Below are 16871 nucleotides of genomic sequence, written 5' to 3'. Positions count from 1 at the left end.
TCTCTATCAGCGCACCGATGTGATAGCGGAGGTCATGACCCACCCCATATCATCGGTTTCGAGTGTTACCCCCCGCTCACGAAGATTGCTGATCAGGCGTTGCTCATCACCAGCATAGGCGAAATGAACGACGGCGCCGCGCTTGGACAGGCCATCAATCGAGAAATTGAAGACAATCGGCGAGCGCGCGAGCGCATTTCGCAGCGAGTTCCACTCGACCAGTGACGTAAACAGAACGGTCGAGCTCGCCTCCGTGCGCTCTCCAGAGCGAACGATTGATTGTTCTTTCCACACCCTGTCCAGCAAGGTCGCAGCCAGATCAGCGGCCTCTTCCATGGTCGCGGCCGAGCCCGTTGTGCCGAGACCGGTCTCGCCTGCGGCCGTCGTGCTGCTGAGACGGACACGGTAGTTGCCAGCATCACCAAGCAACTCGGCCTTGATGCCACGCCGGGCGCCCGCCGCATTGACGTCGCCGCCCATGTCAGCCCAACCAGAGGAAGCGGTCACGCGCGTACCGCGCGATGTCACGAATGGCGCGAGCCGCCCAAAGGATTTGTCAGGCCAGGCCGAATTCCACGCATATGCGCCGCCTTGGCTCGTCACCGGGAAGACGACGGATTTCGGCGCAGTGCGATCAATGTAGGGAATGCTCCGCTCTTCCAGATAGGCACGAACCGTGGCCGGGTTGTACACGATGGCGAGCTTGCCGACATAACGGCCGCCACCGCGCTCTTCTTCTTCGACATCGACAGCCGCCGCGAGACGGTTAGCCGTCGCCGCACTGATCGAGCCGGGCGAAATCTTACCGGAAAGGTCCTGTGGCAAAGTGAGGCGCTCAAACAATTCGTACGCGCCTTTGATGCGCGCAGAGGTGAAGGCCTGCTGCTGGGCCTGAATCACGCTGGAGGCGCTTTCCTCAACCTCAATCTCCTGAATTGTGTAGATTTCTCGCAGCTGCGCCGAGGCGATACCGCTCGACATGACGAGGACACCCAATGTCAGCAGGATATGTCGAATCATTTGATCGCCTTTCTGAATCCCGGTTTCTATCGTCCTAGCAGGCCGTCGCAGGGGTGCAAACCGCTCGACTGGCTAGCAGAACATCGATCCACATGCTAACGCGCTTGACCCATGACGTCCAAAGACAAAACTCCACTTTCCTACAAGGATGCCGGTGTCGATATTGACGCAGGCGAGCGACTTGTTGATGCAATTTCTCCGATGGCGAAAGCGACCCGCCGCGCCGGTGTTATGGGCGGGCTTGGCGGCTTCGGCGCCCTATTCGACCTGAAGAAGGAAGGCTGGAAAGATCCGGTCCTTGTTTCAGGCACCGATGGCGTCGGCACCAAGCTGATGCTGGCCTTTGAGACGGGCATTCACAATACGGTCGGGATCGATCTTGTCGCCATGTGCGCCAATGACGTCCTCGCCCAAGGCGCAGAGCCGCTCTTCTTCCTCGACTATTTTGCCTGCGGCAAACTCGAAGGCGGGATCGCAGAAGCCGTGGTTTCAGGCATCGCAGAGGGCTGCAAACAAGCCGGCTGCGCGCTGGTTGGTGGTGAGACGGCCGAAATGCCCGGCATGTACCCTTCCGGACATTATGATCTGGCAGGCTTTGTTGTTGGCGCGGTCGAGCGCGAGCAGATTCTGCCGCGACTGGATGATATCGCCGCAGGCGACGTTCTTATCGGTATTTCCTCATCCGGGCCGCATTCCAACGGCTACTCGCTTATCAGGCGAATTGTCGGGCGCAGCCAGTTGAAGTGGCATTCACCTTCGCCCTTCGGTGAAGGCACGCTTGGCGAAGGGCTTCTGACACCAACCCGGCTCTATTCGAAAGCCGCCCTGCCCCTCATCCGCAAAGGCCGGATCAAAGGTCTTGCCCACATTACGGGCGGCGGCCTGACCGAGAATGTGCCGCGCATGCTGCCTGAAGGCACCGCGGCGAGGTTCAACCGGGCAAGCTGGGATATCCCAGAAGTGTTCAGATGGCTGCAGTCTGAAGGACATGTCGCCGAAGACGAGATGCACCGCACCTTCAATATGGGAATCGGCCTCGTCTTCGCGGTCGCTCCAGACCAGGCAGACATGGTGATCGCCGATCTTGAAGCGCTTGGAGAGGCCCCCGTCATCATTGGTGATGTTGTTTCGGCATGACCCGGCTGCGGCTTGGTATCCTGATCTCCGGACGCGGCTCGAACATGCAGCGTTTGCTGGATGCGTCTTCTGAGCCAGACTTTCCGGCAAAGCCGGTTATCGTACTGTCCAATCGGATAGATGCCGAAGGTCTGGAAACGGCCAAAGCGCATGGCGTGGAGGGCATGGCTGTTCCGCATGCAAATTTCGAAACGCGCGAAGCGTTCGAGCATGCGGTAGATACCGCCTTGCAAGCGCACGGCGTCGAGATCATTGCGCTGGCAGGTTTCATGCGGGTGCTGACGCCTTGGTTCGTCAGACGCTGGCAGAGCCGGATGATCAACATCCATCCCTCGCTTTTGCCGAAGTATCCGGGCCTCAAGACGCACGCCCGCGCCATCGAGGCAGGAGACGCAGAGGCCGGGTGTTCTGTCCACTGGGTCACAGAAGGCGTGGATGAAGGCGGCGTGATCGAGCAGGCCCGCGTCCCCGTCAAAGCCGGCGACACACCTGAAACTTTGGCGGATCGCGTCTTATTGGCTGAGCACGAGCTTTACCCGCGCGCCCTGGCCAAGGCCTGCCGAATAATCAGTGAACGGCCAGCGCGCTAAAGCTGTCCAGAAATGCCCGCAGGACGAGGTCCAGCGCCGGATCTTCAAACGCCGTTGCTTCGCTATCATGCATGGCCGCAATCTCGCGGATGTCGCGGATTTGCCGGGTCTGCTTCAGCTCCAGATCTCTTTCAGCACGATAGGCCAGCGGCCAACCTTCGAAGAGGCGCTGTGGAACCGTTTCGTGAAACAGGACCTGACAGTCAGCGTGACGCCAATCCCGTCGCACACGTGCGAAAGCGGCGGCCAGCGCTTCAGGCTGCCCTTCGAGGACCTGCAGAAACATGCCCTCTACATGGACAAGAAGGCCCGTCACCCGGGCTTCACGATTGGCATTGCGCGCCGATGCCAGAATATCCTGAACGCTGTCAGGCGTCAGCGTGTGACGTGGCCGGCTGATATAGATAAGGCGTTTCATTGTGCAGTCCCCGCAGCAGATTTTGGCGCAATCTGCCCGCTCCCGGTTAATGCTCTCCTACCAAATAAAAAGGGCTCCCCGGCAAATGCGGAGGAGCCCTCAATTATCGTGTCTGGATAGGTGTCAGACTAGCCGACGATATCGGCCTCAGAGAAGAACTGGCTGATTTCCAGCGCAGCGTTCTCTTCGCTGTCGGAACCGTGCACCGAGTTCTCGCCGATCGACTTGGCGTAGAGCTTGCGGATCGTGCCGTCTGCGGCTTCGGCTGGGTTGGTTGCGCCCATCACGTCGCGATAGGCTTTCACGGCATTGTCGCCTTCCAGAACCTGAACAACGACAGGGCCGGACGTCATGAAATCAACGAGTTCACCAAAGAATGGACGCTCGCTGTGAACGCCGTAGAAGCGCTCGGCTTGCTCACGGGTCATCTTGATGCGGCGCTGGCCGATAATGCGCAGGCCAGCTTTCTCGATAACAGCGTTGACGGCGCCGGTGAGGTTACGCTCGGTGGCGTCTGGCTTGATGATAGAAAAAGTACGTTGGGTCGCCATGATTGGCTCCTTGGTTAGTCGTGTGAAACTCTTGGCGCGGCCTATAGCGGCGCAGGTTCAAACGGGCAACCGCTACTGACACGCGGGCACTGTCGCGCTAAGCTGCCCACAACTGAAGGATGGGGAAACGAATGACCGGAATTCTCAAATTGATGGTGACGCTGGCCTTGCTCGTATCAGCGGCTTACGCGACGATCTGGTTATGGACCGGCACCCTCCCGGCCTATGGCGCTGAGATCATGGGCACGCTGGGCATCATCACGATTGTCTCGCTCGCCATTCTTTTGCTGTCGAAACCAGCTGGCTCCAAGCAATAGTCTAGCCGGCCTCTTTCCAGCCGCCCTGCTCGGTCTGCTGAAAATAGCGGGTCGTCAGCCCGGCATCGCTGGCGGCCTTGTAGAGTGAGCGGGCTTTGCCCCGCACGGGCGCATCACCGTCATCAAACATCACCATGCACCGCTCAAACTCAGCATGGATCGGCATATCCGCCCCATCCATAAGCAGCGCCACCGCGGCCTTGTTCACATTTTCGGGGGCCTCAGTGATCAACACGGGCTGCTTCGACGCGTCGAGACCGGCCGCTTCGGCCTGGCCATGCGGCAGGAAGCTTTGATCATTATAGGTCCAGAGCGCAGCATCGAGTGCGCCCCGGCGGCGGATGTCGGGGCTGACCGCAAGCACGCGCCAGCCCCGCTCCAGACATTTTTCAAGAAGTGGCCCGGCCGCCTGCTCAAGCGTTGTGCGCTTGAGGTGGTAGAACCACCATTCAGGTTGGCCGGGCTCGCTCACGCTCAGCTCTCGTGATTGTCCGCGATCCAGCGGTCGAGCAGACGTGGCCCGAAGCCGGAGGCCCAGCTTGGGTCGATGGGTGATTTCTCGCCTTCAACCCAGGCAACGCCCGCAATATCGAGGTGCGTCCACTTCTGGCCGTCACGAATGAAGCGCTTGAGGAATTGCGCCGCGGTGATCGAACCGGCGGCACGGCCACCAATGTTGCGCATATCGGCAAATTTCGACTTCAGCAGGCTGTCATACTCACTGCCGAGTGGCAGACGCCAGACGCGCTCACCTTCGGTCAGGCCCGCCTTGGTCAGCGTTTCAGCCATGCCGTCATCATTGGTGAAAAGACCCGCATGATGGTGGCCGAGCGAGATAACGATCGCGCCGGTCAGCGTGGCAAGGTCCACGATTTCCTTCGGCTTGAAGTACTCCTGCGCATACCAGAGCACGTCACAGAGCACGAGCCGGCCTTCGGCATCGGTGTTCTGGACTTCGATCGTCTGACCAGAAGCTGATTTCAGGATATCCCCGGGGCGGATCGCATTGCCGTCCGGCATGTTCTCAACGAGGCCAACAAGACCGACCACATTGGCTTTTGCCTTGCGCTTGGCGAGTGACAACATCGTGCCGACAACGGCAGCTGAGCCGCCCATATCGCCGCGCATGTCTTCCATGCCAGGTCCGGGCTTCAGGGAGATACCGCCTGTATCGAAACAGACGCCTTTGCCGACAAGCGCGACAGGTGCCTCGCCTTCCTTGCCGCCCGACCATTTCATAATGGCCATTTTCGATTCCTTGACGCTGCCCTGGCCAACACCGAGGAGCGCGCCCATGCCGAGCTTCTCCATCTCGGCTTCGCCCAGCACCTGAACTTCGAGACCGTACTTCTCGAGTTCCTTGATGCGATCAGCATAGGTCTGCGGATAGAGATCGTTTGGCGGCAAATTCATCAGCGTGCGCGCAAGCGCGGTGCCTGCAGCGGCAGCGGCCAGAGGCTCATAGGCCTTGGACGCAGCGTCAGAATTGGAGCCAACGACCGTGATCGATTCGAGGCTTGGCTTCTGATCGTCTTTCAGCTTGGTGAAATAATCATCGAACCGGTAAGAGGCGAGCTCTGCGCCCTGGGCGGCGCGCGCTGCGAACTCTGCGTCATCGATGTGGATCGCCATCGACTTGAAGCCGCTGCCGGCCTGCGTCTTCACCAGAAGCGCACCAATCTTTTCCTGCGCGCGGCCATCGCGGTCGGCTGGCTTACCGCCACCGATCAGGACAGCGCGGCGAGCTTTGCAGGATTTCGGCAGCACAATGTAGGCTTGCTGGCCATGCTTGCCGGTGAAGCGTTCCTGGGAGAGCGCTTCAGTCAGCAACCCACCCGTTTCTTCATCCAGCGATGTCGCAGCATCAGGCAGCGCCCCATTTTCGTCCACAACATAGGCAACGATTTCGGTGTCAGCCTGCTCGGCAAATGTAATCTTCATGAATTATCTCCGTTTGATGCAGTAACTAAGCATCGACGCGCGCCAATCAACTCGCTAGGCAAGGCCCAACACATATAAACTGCACCAGAGTGTAATGAAACGCATTCAGCGCTATCTCTTTCAACAAGTCTTCCGCTCTGTTGTCATCATTGTTGGCGGGCTTACGCTTCTGGCGATTCTCGCGCAGGGCCTGTCGCAAACAGACCTGATCGTCGAGAATCGGCAATCTGCGCTGACTTTCTTTTATGTTGTCGCGCTTGGCGCACCGCAGGTCATCGCCCTGCTGACCCCTCTGGCCATCTTCGTTGCGACCATCTGGTCACTGAACCAGCTGCATAGAGACAATGAAATCGTGGTTGCTGGCGCTGCCGGGATGACACGCTGGCAGATCGCCTCGCCTATTATCCGCCTCGCCGTCCTGGCCGCGCTTGTCCATCTGGCCGTCAATCTCTGGGTCCAGCCAACCGCGCAACGCCTTTTGCGAGAAACCGTGAAAGATGCGCGCGCTGATCTTGCATCCTCGCTCGTACGGCCGGGGCAGTTCACGTCGGCGGGAGAGGACCTCACCGTGTTTGCGCGCGAATCGCGTGGCGGCGACCTGATCGGTGTCCTCATTTCCGACAATCGCGAGGACGCCCGCGATTATCTCGCCCAACGCGGCCGTTTCGTTGAAGTTGATGGCGCCCCCAGCATCGTGATGTGGGAAGGCCAAATTCATCAGACGGATGCCAATGGCGCGCTGAGCATCCTTAATTTCGATCAGTCCACTTTCGATCTCACACCATTTCTGACTGATGCTGGAGCTGTGGTCCTGAAAGCGTCAGACAGATACCTGCACGAACTCGTCAACATTGACCGCACCAACTACCAGGAATTGCAGGACGAAGAAAAATTCATCGCCGAGGCAAATTCGCGCCTGACGACGCCGCTCGTTTCGATTGCCATGGCCCTCATTGCCATAATGGCGGTACTTGGCGGCGACTTTAACCGGCGCGGCTATTCCCGGCGGATAACCTACGCCACTGTGGGCGCGATGCTGCTCGTGATTGTCCAACTCGCTGTGCAATCGGCGAGCGCAGGAAGCGTGGCCGTGAACGTGGCGCAATGGATTGTACCGCTGGGGGCGATTCTCGCTATCTCACTTATCTTCTTCAACTGGCGAACCGGTAAGCAGAAGCGGATCATGGGGGCGCGGCGCTAATGTTCCTCAATCGTATCCAGCGCTACATCCTCTGGCAGTGCGTCACCGGGCTCATTCTGGTGCTGGCCATTTTCACCGCGACGATCCTTCTCGTCGATGTGGTCGAGCAATTGCGGACCGTGGGCGGCGACGTTGAATTGTCACCGCTTGAGGCTGTCCAGCTGTCCTTTATGAAGCTACCGAGCCTGGTCGAGCAGACATTGCCATTCTCGATCCTTGTGGCCGCAATGATTGCGTATAGCCGCCTCAATGCCCGCTCAGAGCTGTCCGTGATCCGCGCCAGCGGCCTTTCGGTCTGGCAGTTCCTGGCCCCGCTCATGCAGTTGTCAGTGGCACTTGGCCTGTTCTCGATGTTTGTTCTAAATCCGGTCGGCGCAGACCTCGCCAGCAGGTTTGAACAATCACGTAACACCCTCCTGATTGCCGGCGGCGTTCGCGTTGATTCGAGCAAAAGCGATGTCTGGCTCCGGCAGGGCGATGGCAATTCGCAAATTGTGATCCGCGCCGACAGTGTAGATGCCACGGGCCAGGTGTTCGAAGGCGTAAAAATGCTCGAGGAGGGCCGCGTCTTTGCCGATGGCCGCCCGATCGACCGATATGAGTTTGTACGGCGCATCGATGCCGAACGTGCGCGCATCGTGGATGGCTTCTGGCAGATCGAGAATCTCGTCGAAAACGTCCCCGGCCAACCGCCGCAGAGAATGGACAATCTCGCCATTCCGACCGATCTCGACCCGGACAGATTGCTTGACCGGTTCACGTCTCCCAACACGATCGGCTTCTGGAAGCTGCCCGGCTTTATTGCGCAGACAAGCCGTGCTGGCCTCGACTCCTCGCGCTTCTCCGTGCGGCTTTTCGGCCTGACGGCCATGCCGGTATTCTACACCGCCATGGGCCTGATCGGCGCACTGGTCTGTTTGCGGCTATCGCGTCTCGGAGGGACGAGCCGGCTCGTCGCAATCGGCACGATCTCCGCCATCGGTGTGTTTTTCATCATGCAGTTCTCGTCCAGCCTTGGCGCGTCCGGGGCCCTGCCCCCGATTATCGCCGCCTGGTCGCCTGCCCTGTTCGCACTCTTTGCAAGTCTTGCCGTTCTGGCTTACCGCGAGGATGGCTAGCGCTGACGCCGGGTTGACAGCCAACAGCGTCCCCACCAAGTTCCGGCGCTCTCTGGAGGTCCCCCTATGAAAGTTGTTATTGTTGAATCGCCGGCCAAAGCCAAGACGATCAACAAGTATCTTGGAAGTGATTACAAGGTGCTCGCCTCCTATGGTCACGTGCGGGATCTGCCGTCCAAGGATGGCTCTGTTGATCCGGAAAACGATTTCGAGATGATCTGGCAGGCCGACAGCAAGTCGGCCGGTCGCATCCGTGACATCGCAGACGCGACCAAGGGCGCTGACAAACTTATCCTCGCGACTGACCCCGACCGCGAAGGGGAAGCGATTTCCTGGCACCTTCTGGAAGTGCTGGAAAAGCGCAAGGCCCTGAAGGGCATTCCGGTTGAGCGGGTCGTCTTCAACGCGATCACCAAGTCTGCCGTCACGAAGGCGATGCAGGAACCACGCGAGATCGACCAGGAACTGGTTGATGCGTACCTCGCCCGCCGGGCGCTGGACTACCTCGTCGGTTTCAATCTGTCGCCGGTCCTCTGGCGCAAGCTTCCCGGCTCCCGCTCAGCCGGCCGTGTGCAATCTGTTGCGCTGCGCATCATCTGTCAGCGCGAGCTGGAGATCGAAACGTTCCAGGCGCAGGAATACTGGACGGTTGAAGCGGACCTGCGCGCCAAGGATGGCACGGACTTCAAAGCCCGCCTTCACGCGCTGGACGGCGAAAACCTCAAGAAATTCTCCCTGCCTGACGAAAAGTCGGCAACCGAAGCGCTGAACGCGGTGAAAGTGGGCGGCTATGAAGTCAGCTCGGTTGAATCCAAGCCTGTCCGCCGGAACCCGCCGCCGCCCTTCATTACCTCAACCCTGCAGCAGGAAGCCTCCCGCAAGCTCGGCTTTACCGCCAAGCGGACCATGGGCGCCGCCCAGAAGCTCTACGAAGATGGCCGCATCACCTATATGCGGACCGACGGCGTCAACATGGCCGAAGAGGCCCATGTCGCCGCCCGCAAACAGATCGAGAGCGATTACGGCGCGCGGTATCTGCCAGAAAAGACACGCCGTTACTCTTCCAAGGCCAAGAATGCTCAGGAAGCACACGAAGCGATTCGCCCAACCGATTTCAGCCTGCGCCCGGAAGACTATCGCGGCGATGGAGACCTGAAAAAGCTCTACACGCTGATCTGGCGCCGCGCTGTCGCATCCCAGATGGAAGCTGCTGTCTTTGAGCGGACCACGCTGGACTTCATATCCAAGGACAAGCGCGCCCAGTTGCGGGCAAGCGGACAGGTCGTCGTGTTTGATGGCTTCATCAAGCTCTATACCGAAGGCCGCGATGATGGCGACGATGATGAAAACGCCGAAGGCCGTCTGCCAAAAATGCAGGAAGGCGACCATGCCGACCTGAAAGAGGCAAAGTCCGAACAGCACTTCACGCAGCCGCCGCCGCGCTTCACCGAAGCCTCGCTTGTCAAACGGCTCGAGGAACTCGGCATCGGACGTCCGTCGACCTATGCCTCGACGCTGTCGACACTTGAGGACCGGGATTATGTCCGGCTTGAGAAGAAGCAACTGATTCCAGAGGATAAGGGCCGCCTGGTCACCGCCTTCCTCGAAAACTTCTTCGCGCGATATGTCGAATATGACTTCACCGCACAGCTGGAAGAGCAGCTGGACGTCATCTCTGACGGCAAACTCGACTGGAAAGCCTTCCTGAAAGACTTCTGGACCCAGTTCCAGGCCTCCATCGCCGAAACCAAGGAATTGCGGGTCTCGGATGTTCTCGACGCGCTCAACATCGCGCTCGGGCCGTACGTCTTCCCGAAAAAGGATGAGAACGGCAATCCGAAGGAAAACCCGCGCGAGTGTCCGCTCTGCAAGGAAGGCGAACTGTCACTGAAGCTTGGCCGCCACGGCGCTTTCGTTGGCTGCTCGCGCTATCCAGACTGCAAGTTCACGCGCCCCTTCTCTGCTGACGCCGAGCAGGATGGCTCGATCAGCCCTGACGGCGAGGAACTTGGCGTTCACCCCGATACGGGCGAGCCGGTCCTCCTGAAAACGGGACGTTTCGGCCCCTATGTCGAGACTACGCAAGCCGAGGAAAAGCCGCGCCGGACAAGCCTGCCGAAAGGCTGGGAACCGCAATCGATCAATCTCGAACGCGCCCTGCTGCTCCTGTCGCTCCCGCGCGAGGTGGGTGTGCACCCCGAAGATGGCGAGAAAATCGTCGCCAATCTCGGCCGCTACGGGCCGTATGTGCAACATCTGCGTACCTTCGCGAATGTCCCGACGGTCGAAGAATTGTTCGATATTGGTCTCAACCGGGCGGTCACGCTGATTGAGGACAAGAAAGCCAGCCGAGGCGGCGGTCGCGGCAAGGCTGAGCCACTGAAAGAGCTCGGCAAGCATCCCGGCGATGATGAACCGATCCATGTCTTCGCTGGCCGGTACGGCCCTTATGTCAAGCACGGCAAGACCAATGCGACACTGCCCAAGGATCTGACGCCAGAAACCGTCACGCTTGAGCAGGCCATTGAGCTGGTCGACGCAAAAGCGAAGAAACCGGCTAAAAAGAAAGCGGCCGCAAAGAAGCCAGCCGCAAAGAAAAAGGCGCCAGCCAAGAAGAAGGCCGCCCCAAAACCAAAGACCTAAGTATCGAGATTGGTGCTTTACTTTCGAAACAATCGTTCCAGTTCACGCGTTGGATACATAATAGCTGCGACCGGTTGAATAACCTGTCGCCCAGCACGCGAAAGGAATACGGATGACTGACCCGAAACTCGACAAAGAAGAAGCCCGTCAGGGCGAAACCGGATTTGGAATGCGGTGGGTGCTTATCATTTCGGTGGTTGCAGCCATTGTTGCCATCGGATTGCTGTTCGGGGTGCTGTCAGGCTGATATGGCTTTCCCGGCGCATCTGAATGAATTCGAGCAAACGGGAACAGAATCCACTATATCGAAAACATGAGTTTTCCCGACCGCGAGACTGTTCTCGACTTCATCGACAAAAATCCAAACCTGACAACAAAGCAGGAGATCGCCCGTGGCCTTCACGTTAAAGGCCGCGAGCGACAGGCCCTGCGCCAAATCCTGAAAGAGCTGGAAGCCGACGGGACGCTGGAGCGGACCGGCAAACGCGCCTGGGCAAAGGCCGACACACCGCCGCCAACCGGCGTCATTGAGTTTGAAGCCATTGACGAAAATGGCGACCTTGTTGCCCGCGCCGTTGGTAAGGAAGGGACATTCGGCCCTCCCATACACTTTACTGGCTATCAGGGCAAAAACCGCGGTCCTGCGCCGGGCGTGGGAGACCGAGGCCTCGCAAGCGTCAAGGAAACCGGCGGCGAATATCGCGCAAAGCTGATCAAGCTGTTTGAAAAGCGTGATGAAGAACAGCCAATGACCGGGCGCTATGAGCGTACGCCGCGCGGTGGACGGATCGTTCCGGCGAACAGACGTGACAAGCGCTCCCTGCTGATCAGTGAAGCTGACCGCAATGGCGCAGAAGATAATGACCTCGTCACGGCCATGCCGAAGCCCGGCAAGCCAAACGGCCCCGCCTTTGGCATCGTCACCGAAGTGCTCGGCCGGATCGATGATCCACGTGCTGCATCGCTGCTGGCGATCCATGCGCACGATATTCCGGTCGAATTCCCGGCAGACGTTCTCAACGAAGCCAAATCGATCAAACCACTTCCAGCCAAGCGCGAAGACCTGACCGGCATCCCGCTGATCACCATCGACCCCCACGATGCCCGCGATCATGATGATGCGGTCTATGCCGAAGAGCTGAAAGACGGCTGGAAGGTGATCGTCGCGATTGCCGACGTTGCCGCCTATGTCCGCCCTGGCACCGCGCTCGACCGCGAAGCGCAGAAGCGTGGCAACTCAACCTATTTCCCCGACCGTGTCGTGCCGATGCTGCCCTTTGAGCTGTCGGCTGACGCCTGTTCGCTCGTCGAGCTTGAAGACCGTCCGTGCATGGCCGTGGAAATGATCTTCGACAAATCGGGCACGAAGCGAAAGCACCGCTTTATCCGCGGCACGATGAAGTCTGCTGCTAAACTCTCCTATGAGGAGGCTCAGGCCGCGATCGACGGTAAGCCCGGAGGCAAGGGCGAAGCTTTCCTTGAGCCTGTCCTGAAGCCGCTCTGGGGCGCCTACGCCGCTTTGGGCAAGGCGCGGGCAAAACGCGCGCCTCTGGAACTCGACCTGCCGGAAAAGCGCGTCGAGATCGGCGAGGATGGCAAGGTCGCCGGGATCATCGAGAAAGAACGCTTCGACGCGCACAAGCTGATCGAAGAATTCATGATCCAGGCGAACGTCGCTGCAGCCGAGACGCTGGAGAAGGAAGGCTCGCCCCTGCTCTACCGCGTCCACGATCAGCCATCGGATGCCAAGCTTGCCGCGCTCGCTGACTTCCTGCAAACGCTCGACATCAAATGGCCGCTTGGCGAGAAACCACAGACAGGCCGGTTCAACCGCCTTCTGGCGGATGCAATTGATACCGAACATGCTGGCACGATTTCGGAAGTTGTCCTGCGCTCGCAGGCCCAGGCCGTCTATGCATCAGAGAATAATGGCCACTTCGGTCTGAACCTCCTGCGATATGCGCACTTTACCTCGCCGATCCGTCGCTACAGCGACCTTGTCGTTCACCGCGCACTGATCTCGTCGCTGGGCCTCGGTGATGACGGGCTGACCAAGGAAATGGCCGCAGGCCTTGAAGATCTTGCGAGCCATCTGGTCTCGACCGAGCGCCGCTCCATGGCCGCCGAACGTGAGGCGACCGACCGTTATCTCGCGCTCTATCTGTCCGACAAGGTCGGTGCAGAGTTCGAGGGACGGATCACAGGCGTCACGACAGCCGGCCTCTTCATCAGACTTGCCGGGACAGGTGCAGACGGGTTTGCGCCGATCTCAAAACTCTCCAGTGACTTCTGGGTGTACGACGAGGCCTCCATGTCGCTGATCGCGCGTGGATCAGGCAAGCGGTTTGAAATGGGCCAGATCGTTCGCGTTGAACTGGCGGAAGTTACACCGCTTCAAGGCGGCCTGTTATTGAACGTTATCTCCGACCCGAAGCCGAAGCGTCCCGGACAGAAAGTTCCGGCTTCGCGCAGCGGCAGGGCTGGCAAACCCGGGCGCCCACGTGGCATTCGTACGGGCAAGTCCCGTCATAAGGGGAAAGGCAAGAATAAGGGAGGAAAGCGCTGATGCCTGTCAAACTCGGCACCGCTTACGACAAGGAAGGCGACGGCGACGTTATCCAGAAGGATCGCCCGACGCCCCGCCCCAAAGACGCCGCCACCCTTATCCTCGTCCGGCGCGATCAGGCCCAGCCGCGCCTGCTCATGGGCAAACGCTCCGGTCGCCACACCTTCATGCCGGATAAATACGTCTTTCCTGGCGGCCGTGTAGACACCGCTGATGGGCGTGTTCCGAGCCTCAGTGAGTTCCGCCCCACCGTCGAAGCCAAGCTGGTCCACAAGACGCGCCGCAAGCCGCGCGCTTTCGGGATGACGGCCATTCGTGAGATGTTTGAGGAAACTGGGCTGATCGCTGGCCGCTCTGCAGAGTTTCCAGGCCAACCCGCCCCCGACTGGGCAAAGTATGCCGCTCAGGGCGCTGCGCCATGCCTCGAAAATCTGACATTCATCGGCCGCGCCATTACCCCGCCCTACCGGCCAAAGCGTTTCGATGCTCGCTTTTTCATGGCTGAGGCAGAAGACGTCCTGATTGACGAGCGCCCGGCAGTCGACGGCGCGGAGCTCCATGATCTGCAATGGGTCACGCTGAAAGATGCCATGGGGCTCGACCTGCCCAACGTCACACGCTTCATGATCGGCGAGATTGATGAGCGCCTGAAAGCGGGCGATCCGGAATCGCTTGATCCACCATTCCTGCGCTGGACGCCGGGCGGTCATTTGCAGGACCGCATTTAGACTTCAGCTGAATGTGTTGCAGTGCTTGACTTTGGCAGGCACGACCTTCATTAAGCGCCCTTCGAATTCAAAGAACATCTGTAAAGAGCACCCGTCATGGCCAAGCCGACCACAATCAAGATTCGCCTGAACTCGACCGCCGGGACTGGCTTTTTCTATGTCACGAAAAAGAACCCGCGCAACATCACCGAAAAGATGGTGATGAAAAAGTACGACCCTGTCGTCAAAAAGCATGTCGAATTCAAGGAAGGCAAGATCAAGTAAAGTCTTGCTACCAAACAGTTTTCGAGAAAGCCGGGCCCTCAGGGTCCGGCTTTTTTCTTTGGTCCTAGTAGGATTACCTATGGAGCAAACAGGTGCGGTCGGTTGTTATTCCTGAAAAGCTAAGGAGGTTCCAATGGCACTGGAGTTCAACAAGGTTGTGGCCGTAATTGATATTGATGACGGCCTTGCGCCTCTCATCATGGACGTTGCGCGACGAATGACAGCGCCAGATGGCGAGTTGCATGCCATCGATTCAAACCCGTTCATCACGACGTTTGAATCGCCTTATGCCGCAGGCGCCATCGAAGCCGACGCGCAGGCTCATGAGGCAGATGCCACGCGGCGCAAGGAGGATATGGACGCGCTCGCAGCTACGCACGGCCCGGGCGCACACGTCGCAGTGTTGGACGGCAATCCATCCCGCGACGCCGCTAGCTATGCAAAGAAAATTGATGCCGATCTGATCGTTATCGGGTCACATCAGAAAGCCTGGTGGAAGCGCTTGCTTGTCGGCTCTGAGAGTTCAGACATGCTGCGCGAGGCGCCCTGTGCCGTTTTTGTCGTGACAGAAGCCCACAGACGCCGGGCCGGAAAAGCCTAGGCGGCGATGCTCATGACCTGGTTGCGACCAGACGACTTTGCCCGGTAAAGCGCGTCATCTGCGCGTTTGAGCATATCTGCAGCCGTATCGTTTTCGCCCGCAAAGGTTGCGACGCCCGCGCTGACCGTGACATCGATCATCGCGCCCTGACGGGGATCAACGACGAACGGATCGGCTGCAATTGCGCGGCGGATGCGTTCACCTGCGCTGCACGCCAGATCACCCGTAGTCTCCGGCATGATCACAAGAAACTCTTCGCCGCCAGGGCGGCAGACAATGTCCTTCGGGCGCACATTCGCGAGCAGACGTTCGGCAAATTCCTGCAGGACCAAATCGCCCGCATCATGCCCATACTCGTCATTGACCCGTTTAAAGTGGTCGATATCGCATGCGACGACGGACATAGGCGTCCCGCCGACAGCCGATCGCTTCATCCATTGCGCCAGCTGATTGTTCATATAGCGGCGATTGTAGAGGCCCGTGAGCTGGTCGATCACCGACAGTTCAAGACCGCGGTCCACCCGGTTGCGCAGAATCTCGACATAGCGCGCGCGCTTTGTCTGTGTGTTGATCCTGGCAAGTAGCTCTTCTTCGAACATGGGCTGCTGAATCACATCACTCGCCCCGAGCTCCAGCGCGCGTGCAGCGATTTCCCGGTCGTTCTGATCTACCGACACAATAATCGACAGGGCGCGCGTGGCTTCGCTTGTGCGCAGATGCGCGCAGAGCCGCAGCGGGTCGTAACTTTGATGGCTTAGGCCAAGAACGACGATATCGAGGCGCTTATCACCCCTCGCTCGCAATTCTTCGGCCTCTTCCAGCGTAAAAACACTGTGGCCGGCTGCTTCGAGCGGTCCGCGCATGCGTTTGATGTTGTGTGGGTTCGTATCGACCACCAACACATTGACCTCGCGCCGAAGCGAATCGATTTCGTCATCGTTGAAAGCCCCGGATCGAACGCCGCTGGCTTCGCGCTGGCGCAGCTCACTGGTGACGGCGTTGTATCTGCTGAGCGCGCTCAGGCGGGCCATCAGAGCGAAATCATCCACCGGCTTGGTCAGGAAGTCATCAGCCCCGGCATTCAGCCCCCGGACACGGTCAGATGCTTCGCTGAGCGCGGTCAGCATGACGATGGGAATGTGGGCGGTGTCGTTATTTTCTTTCAGGCGCCGGCAGACTTCATATCCATCCATGCCGGGCATCATGACATCGAGGAGGATGATGTCGGGCATTTCGCTCTGGGCCATCTCCAGCGCCTGATGGCCGTTTTCAGCCAGCAGCACCGAATAATACTTCGCCTCAAGCTTCGCCTTCATCAAACGCCGGTTGGCGAGGATGTCATCGACCACAAGGATACGCGCACTCATGCAGCTTTCCTGTCGGTTGTCAGCTCTTCAACGGTCGAGCGGAACGATCGCATCTGGATCGGCTTTGAGAGATAGCCTTCGCAACCTGCCTCGCGGACCCGCTGCTCGTCAGAGCGCATGGCGAAAGCTGTCACAGCCAGGACCGGGATATGGCGCGTTGTTTCGTCATCTTTGAGCCACCGGGTGATATCGAGACCAGAAACTTCGGGCAGCTGAATATCCATGACGATCAATGCCGGCTGATGCGTGCGCGCAAGCTCAACCGCCCTCGCCCCATCGCGGCATTGCAGCGTGTCAAAACCAAACGCATCGAGGAGGTCGCAGAACAGGCGCATGTTCAGCTCATTGTCCTCGACAACGAGGACCTTTTTTCTTGCGCCTGACGTCATGTCGATCGTCTCACCCGGAT

At 59.1% G+C, this 16871-nt stretch carries 18 protein-coding genes; 11 read left to right on the top strand and 7 right to left on the bottom strand.

Annotated features, from left to right (window positions below; translation table 11 throughout):
* Nucleotides 1-6 precede the first annotated feature (6 nt).
* Nucleotides 7-1020 (bottom strand): hypothetical protein, encoded by a 1014-nt coding sequence (locus tag B8783_RS04440; RefSeq protein ID WP_084418580.1) that lies wholly within the window; start codon nt 1018-1020, stop codon nt 7-9.
* A 111-nt stretch (nt 1021-1131) separates the two neighbouring features.
* Here B8783_RS04440 and purM point away from each other — a divergent pair, with 111 nt between their 5' ends.
* Both purM and purN read left to right on the top strand, forming a co-directional pair.
* On the top strand, nt 1132-2157 hold the full coding sequence (gene purM / locus B8783_RS04435) for a phosphoribosylformylglycinamidine cyclo-ligase (RefSeq protein ID WP_084418579.1): 1026 nt from the start codon (nt 1132-1134) through the stop codon (nt 2155-2157).
* A complete protein-coding gene (gene purN, locus B8783_RS04430; RefSeq protein WP_084418578.1) occupies nt 2154-2747 on the top strand; it encodes a phosphoribosylglycinamide formyltransferase in 594 nt (197 codons plus the stop codon). Before purM ends, purN begins: the two co-directional genes overlap by 4 nt.
* On the opposite strand, the gene B8783_RS04425 is transcribed toward purN, so the two are convergent.
* Both B8783_RS04425 and ndk read right to left on the bottom strand, forming a co-directional pair.
* Entirely contained in the window at nt 2725-3165 is a 441-nt protein-coding gene (locus B8783_RS04425) for a BLUF domain-containing protein (RefSeq protein ID WP_084418577.1), read from the bottom strand. The genes purN and B8783_RS04425 overlap by 23 nt on opposite strands.
* 128 nt (nt 3166-3293) lie before the next feature.
* Nucleotides 3294-3716, bottom strand: coding sequence for a nucleoside-diphosphate kinase (gene ndk / locus B8783_RS04420; RefSeq protein WP_084418576.1), 423 nt, complete (start codon nt 3714-3716; stop codon nt 3294-3296).
* Between the two features lie 131 nt (nt 3717-3847).
* On the opposite strand from ndk, the gene B8783_RS04415 reads away from it, so the two are divergent.
* A complete protein-coding gene (locus tag B8783_RS04415; RefSeq protein WP_084418575.1) occupies nt 3848-4033 on the top strand; it encodes a hypothetical protein in 186 nt (61 codons plus the stop codon).
* Between the two features lies 1 nt (nt 4034).
* Here B8783_RS04415 and B8783_RS04410 read toward each other — a convergent pair whose 3' ends face one another.
* Both B8783_RS04410 and B8783_RS04405 read right to left on the bottom strand, forming a co-directional pair.
* Entirely contained in the window at nt 4035-4505 is a 471-nt protein-coding gene (locus tag B8783_RS04410) for a DNA polymerase III subunit chi (RefSeq protein WP_084418574.1), read from the bottom strand.
* Nucleotides 4506-4507: 2 nt separating this feature from the next.
* Nucleotides 4508-5974 (bottom strand): leucyl aminopeptidase, encoded by a 1467-nt coding sequence (locus B8783_RS04405; protein WP_084418573.1) that lies wholly within the window; start codon nt 5972-5974, stop codon nt 4508-4510.
* Nucleotides 5975-6068: 94 nt separating this feature from the next.
* Here B8783_RS04405 and B8783_RS04400 point away from each other — a divergent pair, with 94 nt between their 5' ends.
* From B8783_RS04400 to B8783_RS04370, 8 genes are all read left to right on the top strand, one after another.
* Entirely contained in the window at nt 6069-7175 is a 1107-nt protein-coding gene (locus tag B8783_RS04400) for an LptF/LptG family permease (RefSeq protein WP_084418572.1), read from the top strand.
* Entirely contained in the window at nt 7175-8293 is a 1119-nt protein-coding gene (locus tag B8783_RS04395; protein WP_084418571.1) for an LptF/LptG family permease, read from the top strand. Before B8783_RS04400 ends, B8783_RS04395 begins: the two co-directional genes overlap by 1 nt.
* Nucleotides 8294-8359: 66 nt before the next feature.
* Nucleotides 8360-10936: a type I DNA topoisomerase gene (topA, locus tag B8783_RS04390; protein WP_084418570.1), complete on the top strand. Its 2577-nt coding sequence runs from the start codon at nt 8360-8362 to the stop codon at nt 10934-10936.
* A 112-nt stretch (nt 10937-11048) separates the two neighbouring features.
* Complete coding sequence (locus tag B8783_RS18700) at nt 11049-11183, top strand: hypothetical protein (RefSeq protein WP_267889644.1); 135 nt, start codon at nt 11049-11051, stop codon at nt 11181-11183.
* A 66-nt stretch (nt 11184-11249) separates the two neighbouring features.
* Nucleotides 11250-13502 carry a ribonuclease R gene (rnr, locus tag B8783_RS04385; protein WP_084418569.1) on the top strand — a complete coding sequence of 751 codons (2253 nt, stop codon included), beginning with the start codon at nt 11250-11252 and terminating at the stop codon, nt 13500-13502.
* A complete protein-coding gene (locus tag B8783_RS04380; protein ID WP_084418568.1) occupies nt 13502-14230 on the top strand; it encodes an NUDIX hydrolase in 729 nt (242 codons plus the stop codon). The genes rnr and B8783_RS04380 overlap by 1 nt, the downstream gene beginning before the upstream one ends.
* Before the next feature lie 96 nt (nt 14231-14326).
* Nucleotides 14327-14494 carry a 50S ribosomal protein L33 gene (gene rpmG / locus B8783_RS04375; RefSeq protein ID WP_084418567.1) on the top strand — a complete coding sequence of 56 codons (168 nt, stop codon included), beginning with the start codon at nt 14327-14329 and terminating at the stop codon, nt 14492-14494.
* A 133-nt stretch (nt 14495-14627) separates the two neighbouring features.
* Nucleotides 14628-15095 (top strand): universal stress protein, encoded by a 468-nt coding sequence (locus tag B8783_RS04370; protein ID WP_084418566.1) that lies wholly within the window; start codon nt 14628-14630, stop codon nt 15093-15095.
* Here B8783_RS04370 and B8783_RS04365 read toward each other — a convergent pair.
* A complete protein-coding gene (locus tag B8783_RS04365) occupies nt 15092-16462 on the bottom strand; it encodes a PleD family two-component system response regulator (protein WP_084418565.1) in 1371 nt (456 codons plus the stop codon). The two genes, B8783_RS04370 and B8783_RS04365, sit on opposite strands and share 4 nt — an antisense overlap.
* On the bottom strand, nt 16459-16851 hold the full coding sequence (locus tag B8783_RS04360) for a response regulator (RefSeq protein WP_084418564.1): 393 nt from the start codon (nt 16849-16851) through the stop codon (nt 16459-16461). Before B8783_RS04360 ends, B8783_RS04365 begins: the two co-directional genes overlap by 4 nt.
* Nucleotides 16852-16871: the final 20 nt, after the last annotated feature.

This window comes from Henriciella litoralis (assembly GCF_002088935.1).
Classification (GTDB): domain Bacteria; phylum Pseudomonadota; class Alphaproteobacteria; order Caulobacterales; family Hyphomonadaceae; genus Henriciella; species Henriciella litoralis.
The sequence above is the reverse complement of the archived record's forward strand: the minus strand, read 5'-3'. Positions and strand labels throughout refer to the sequence as shown.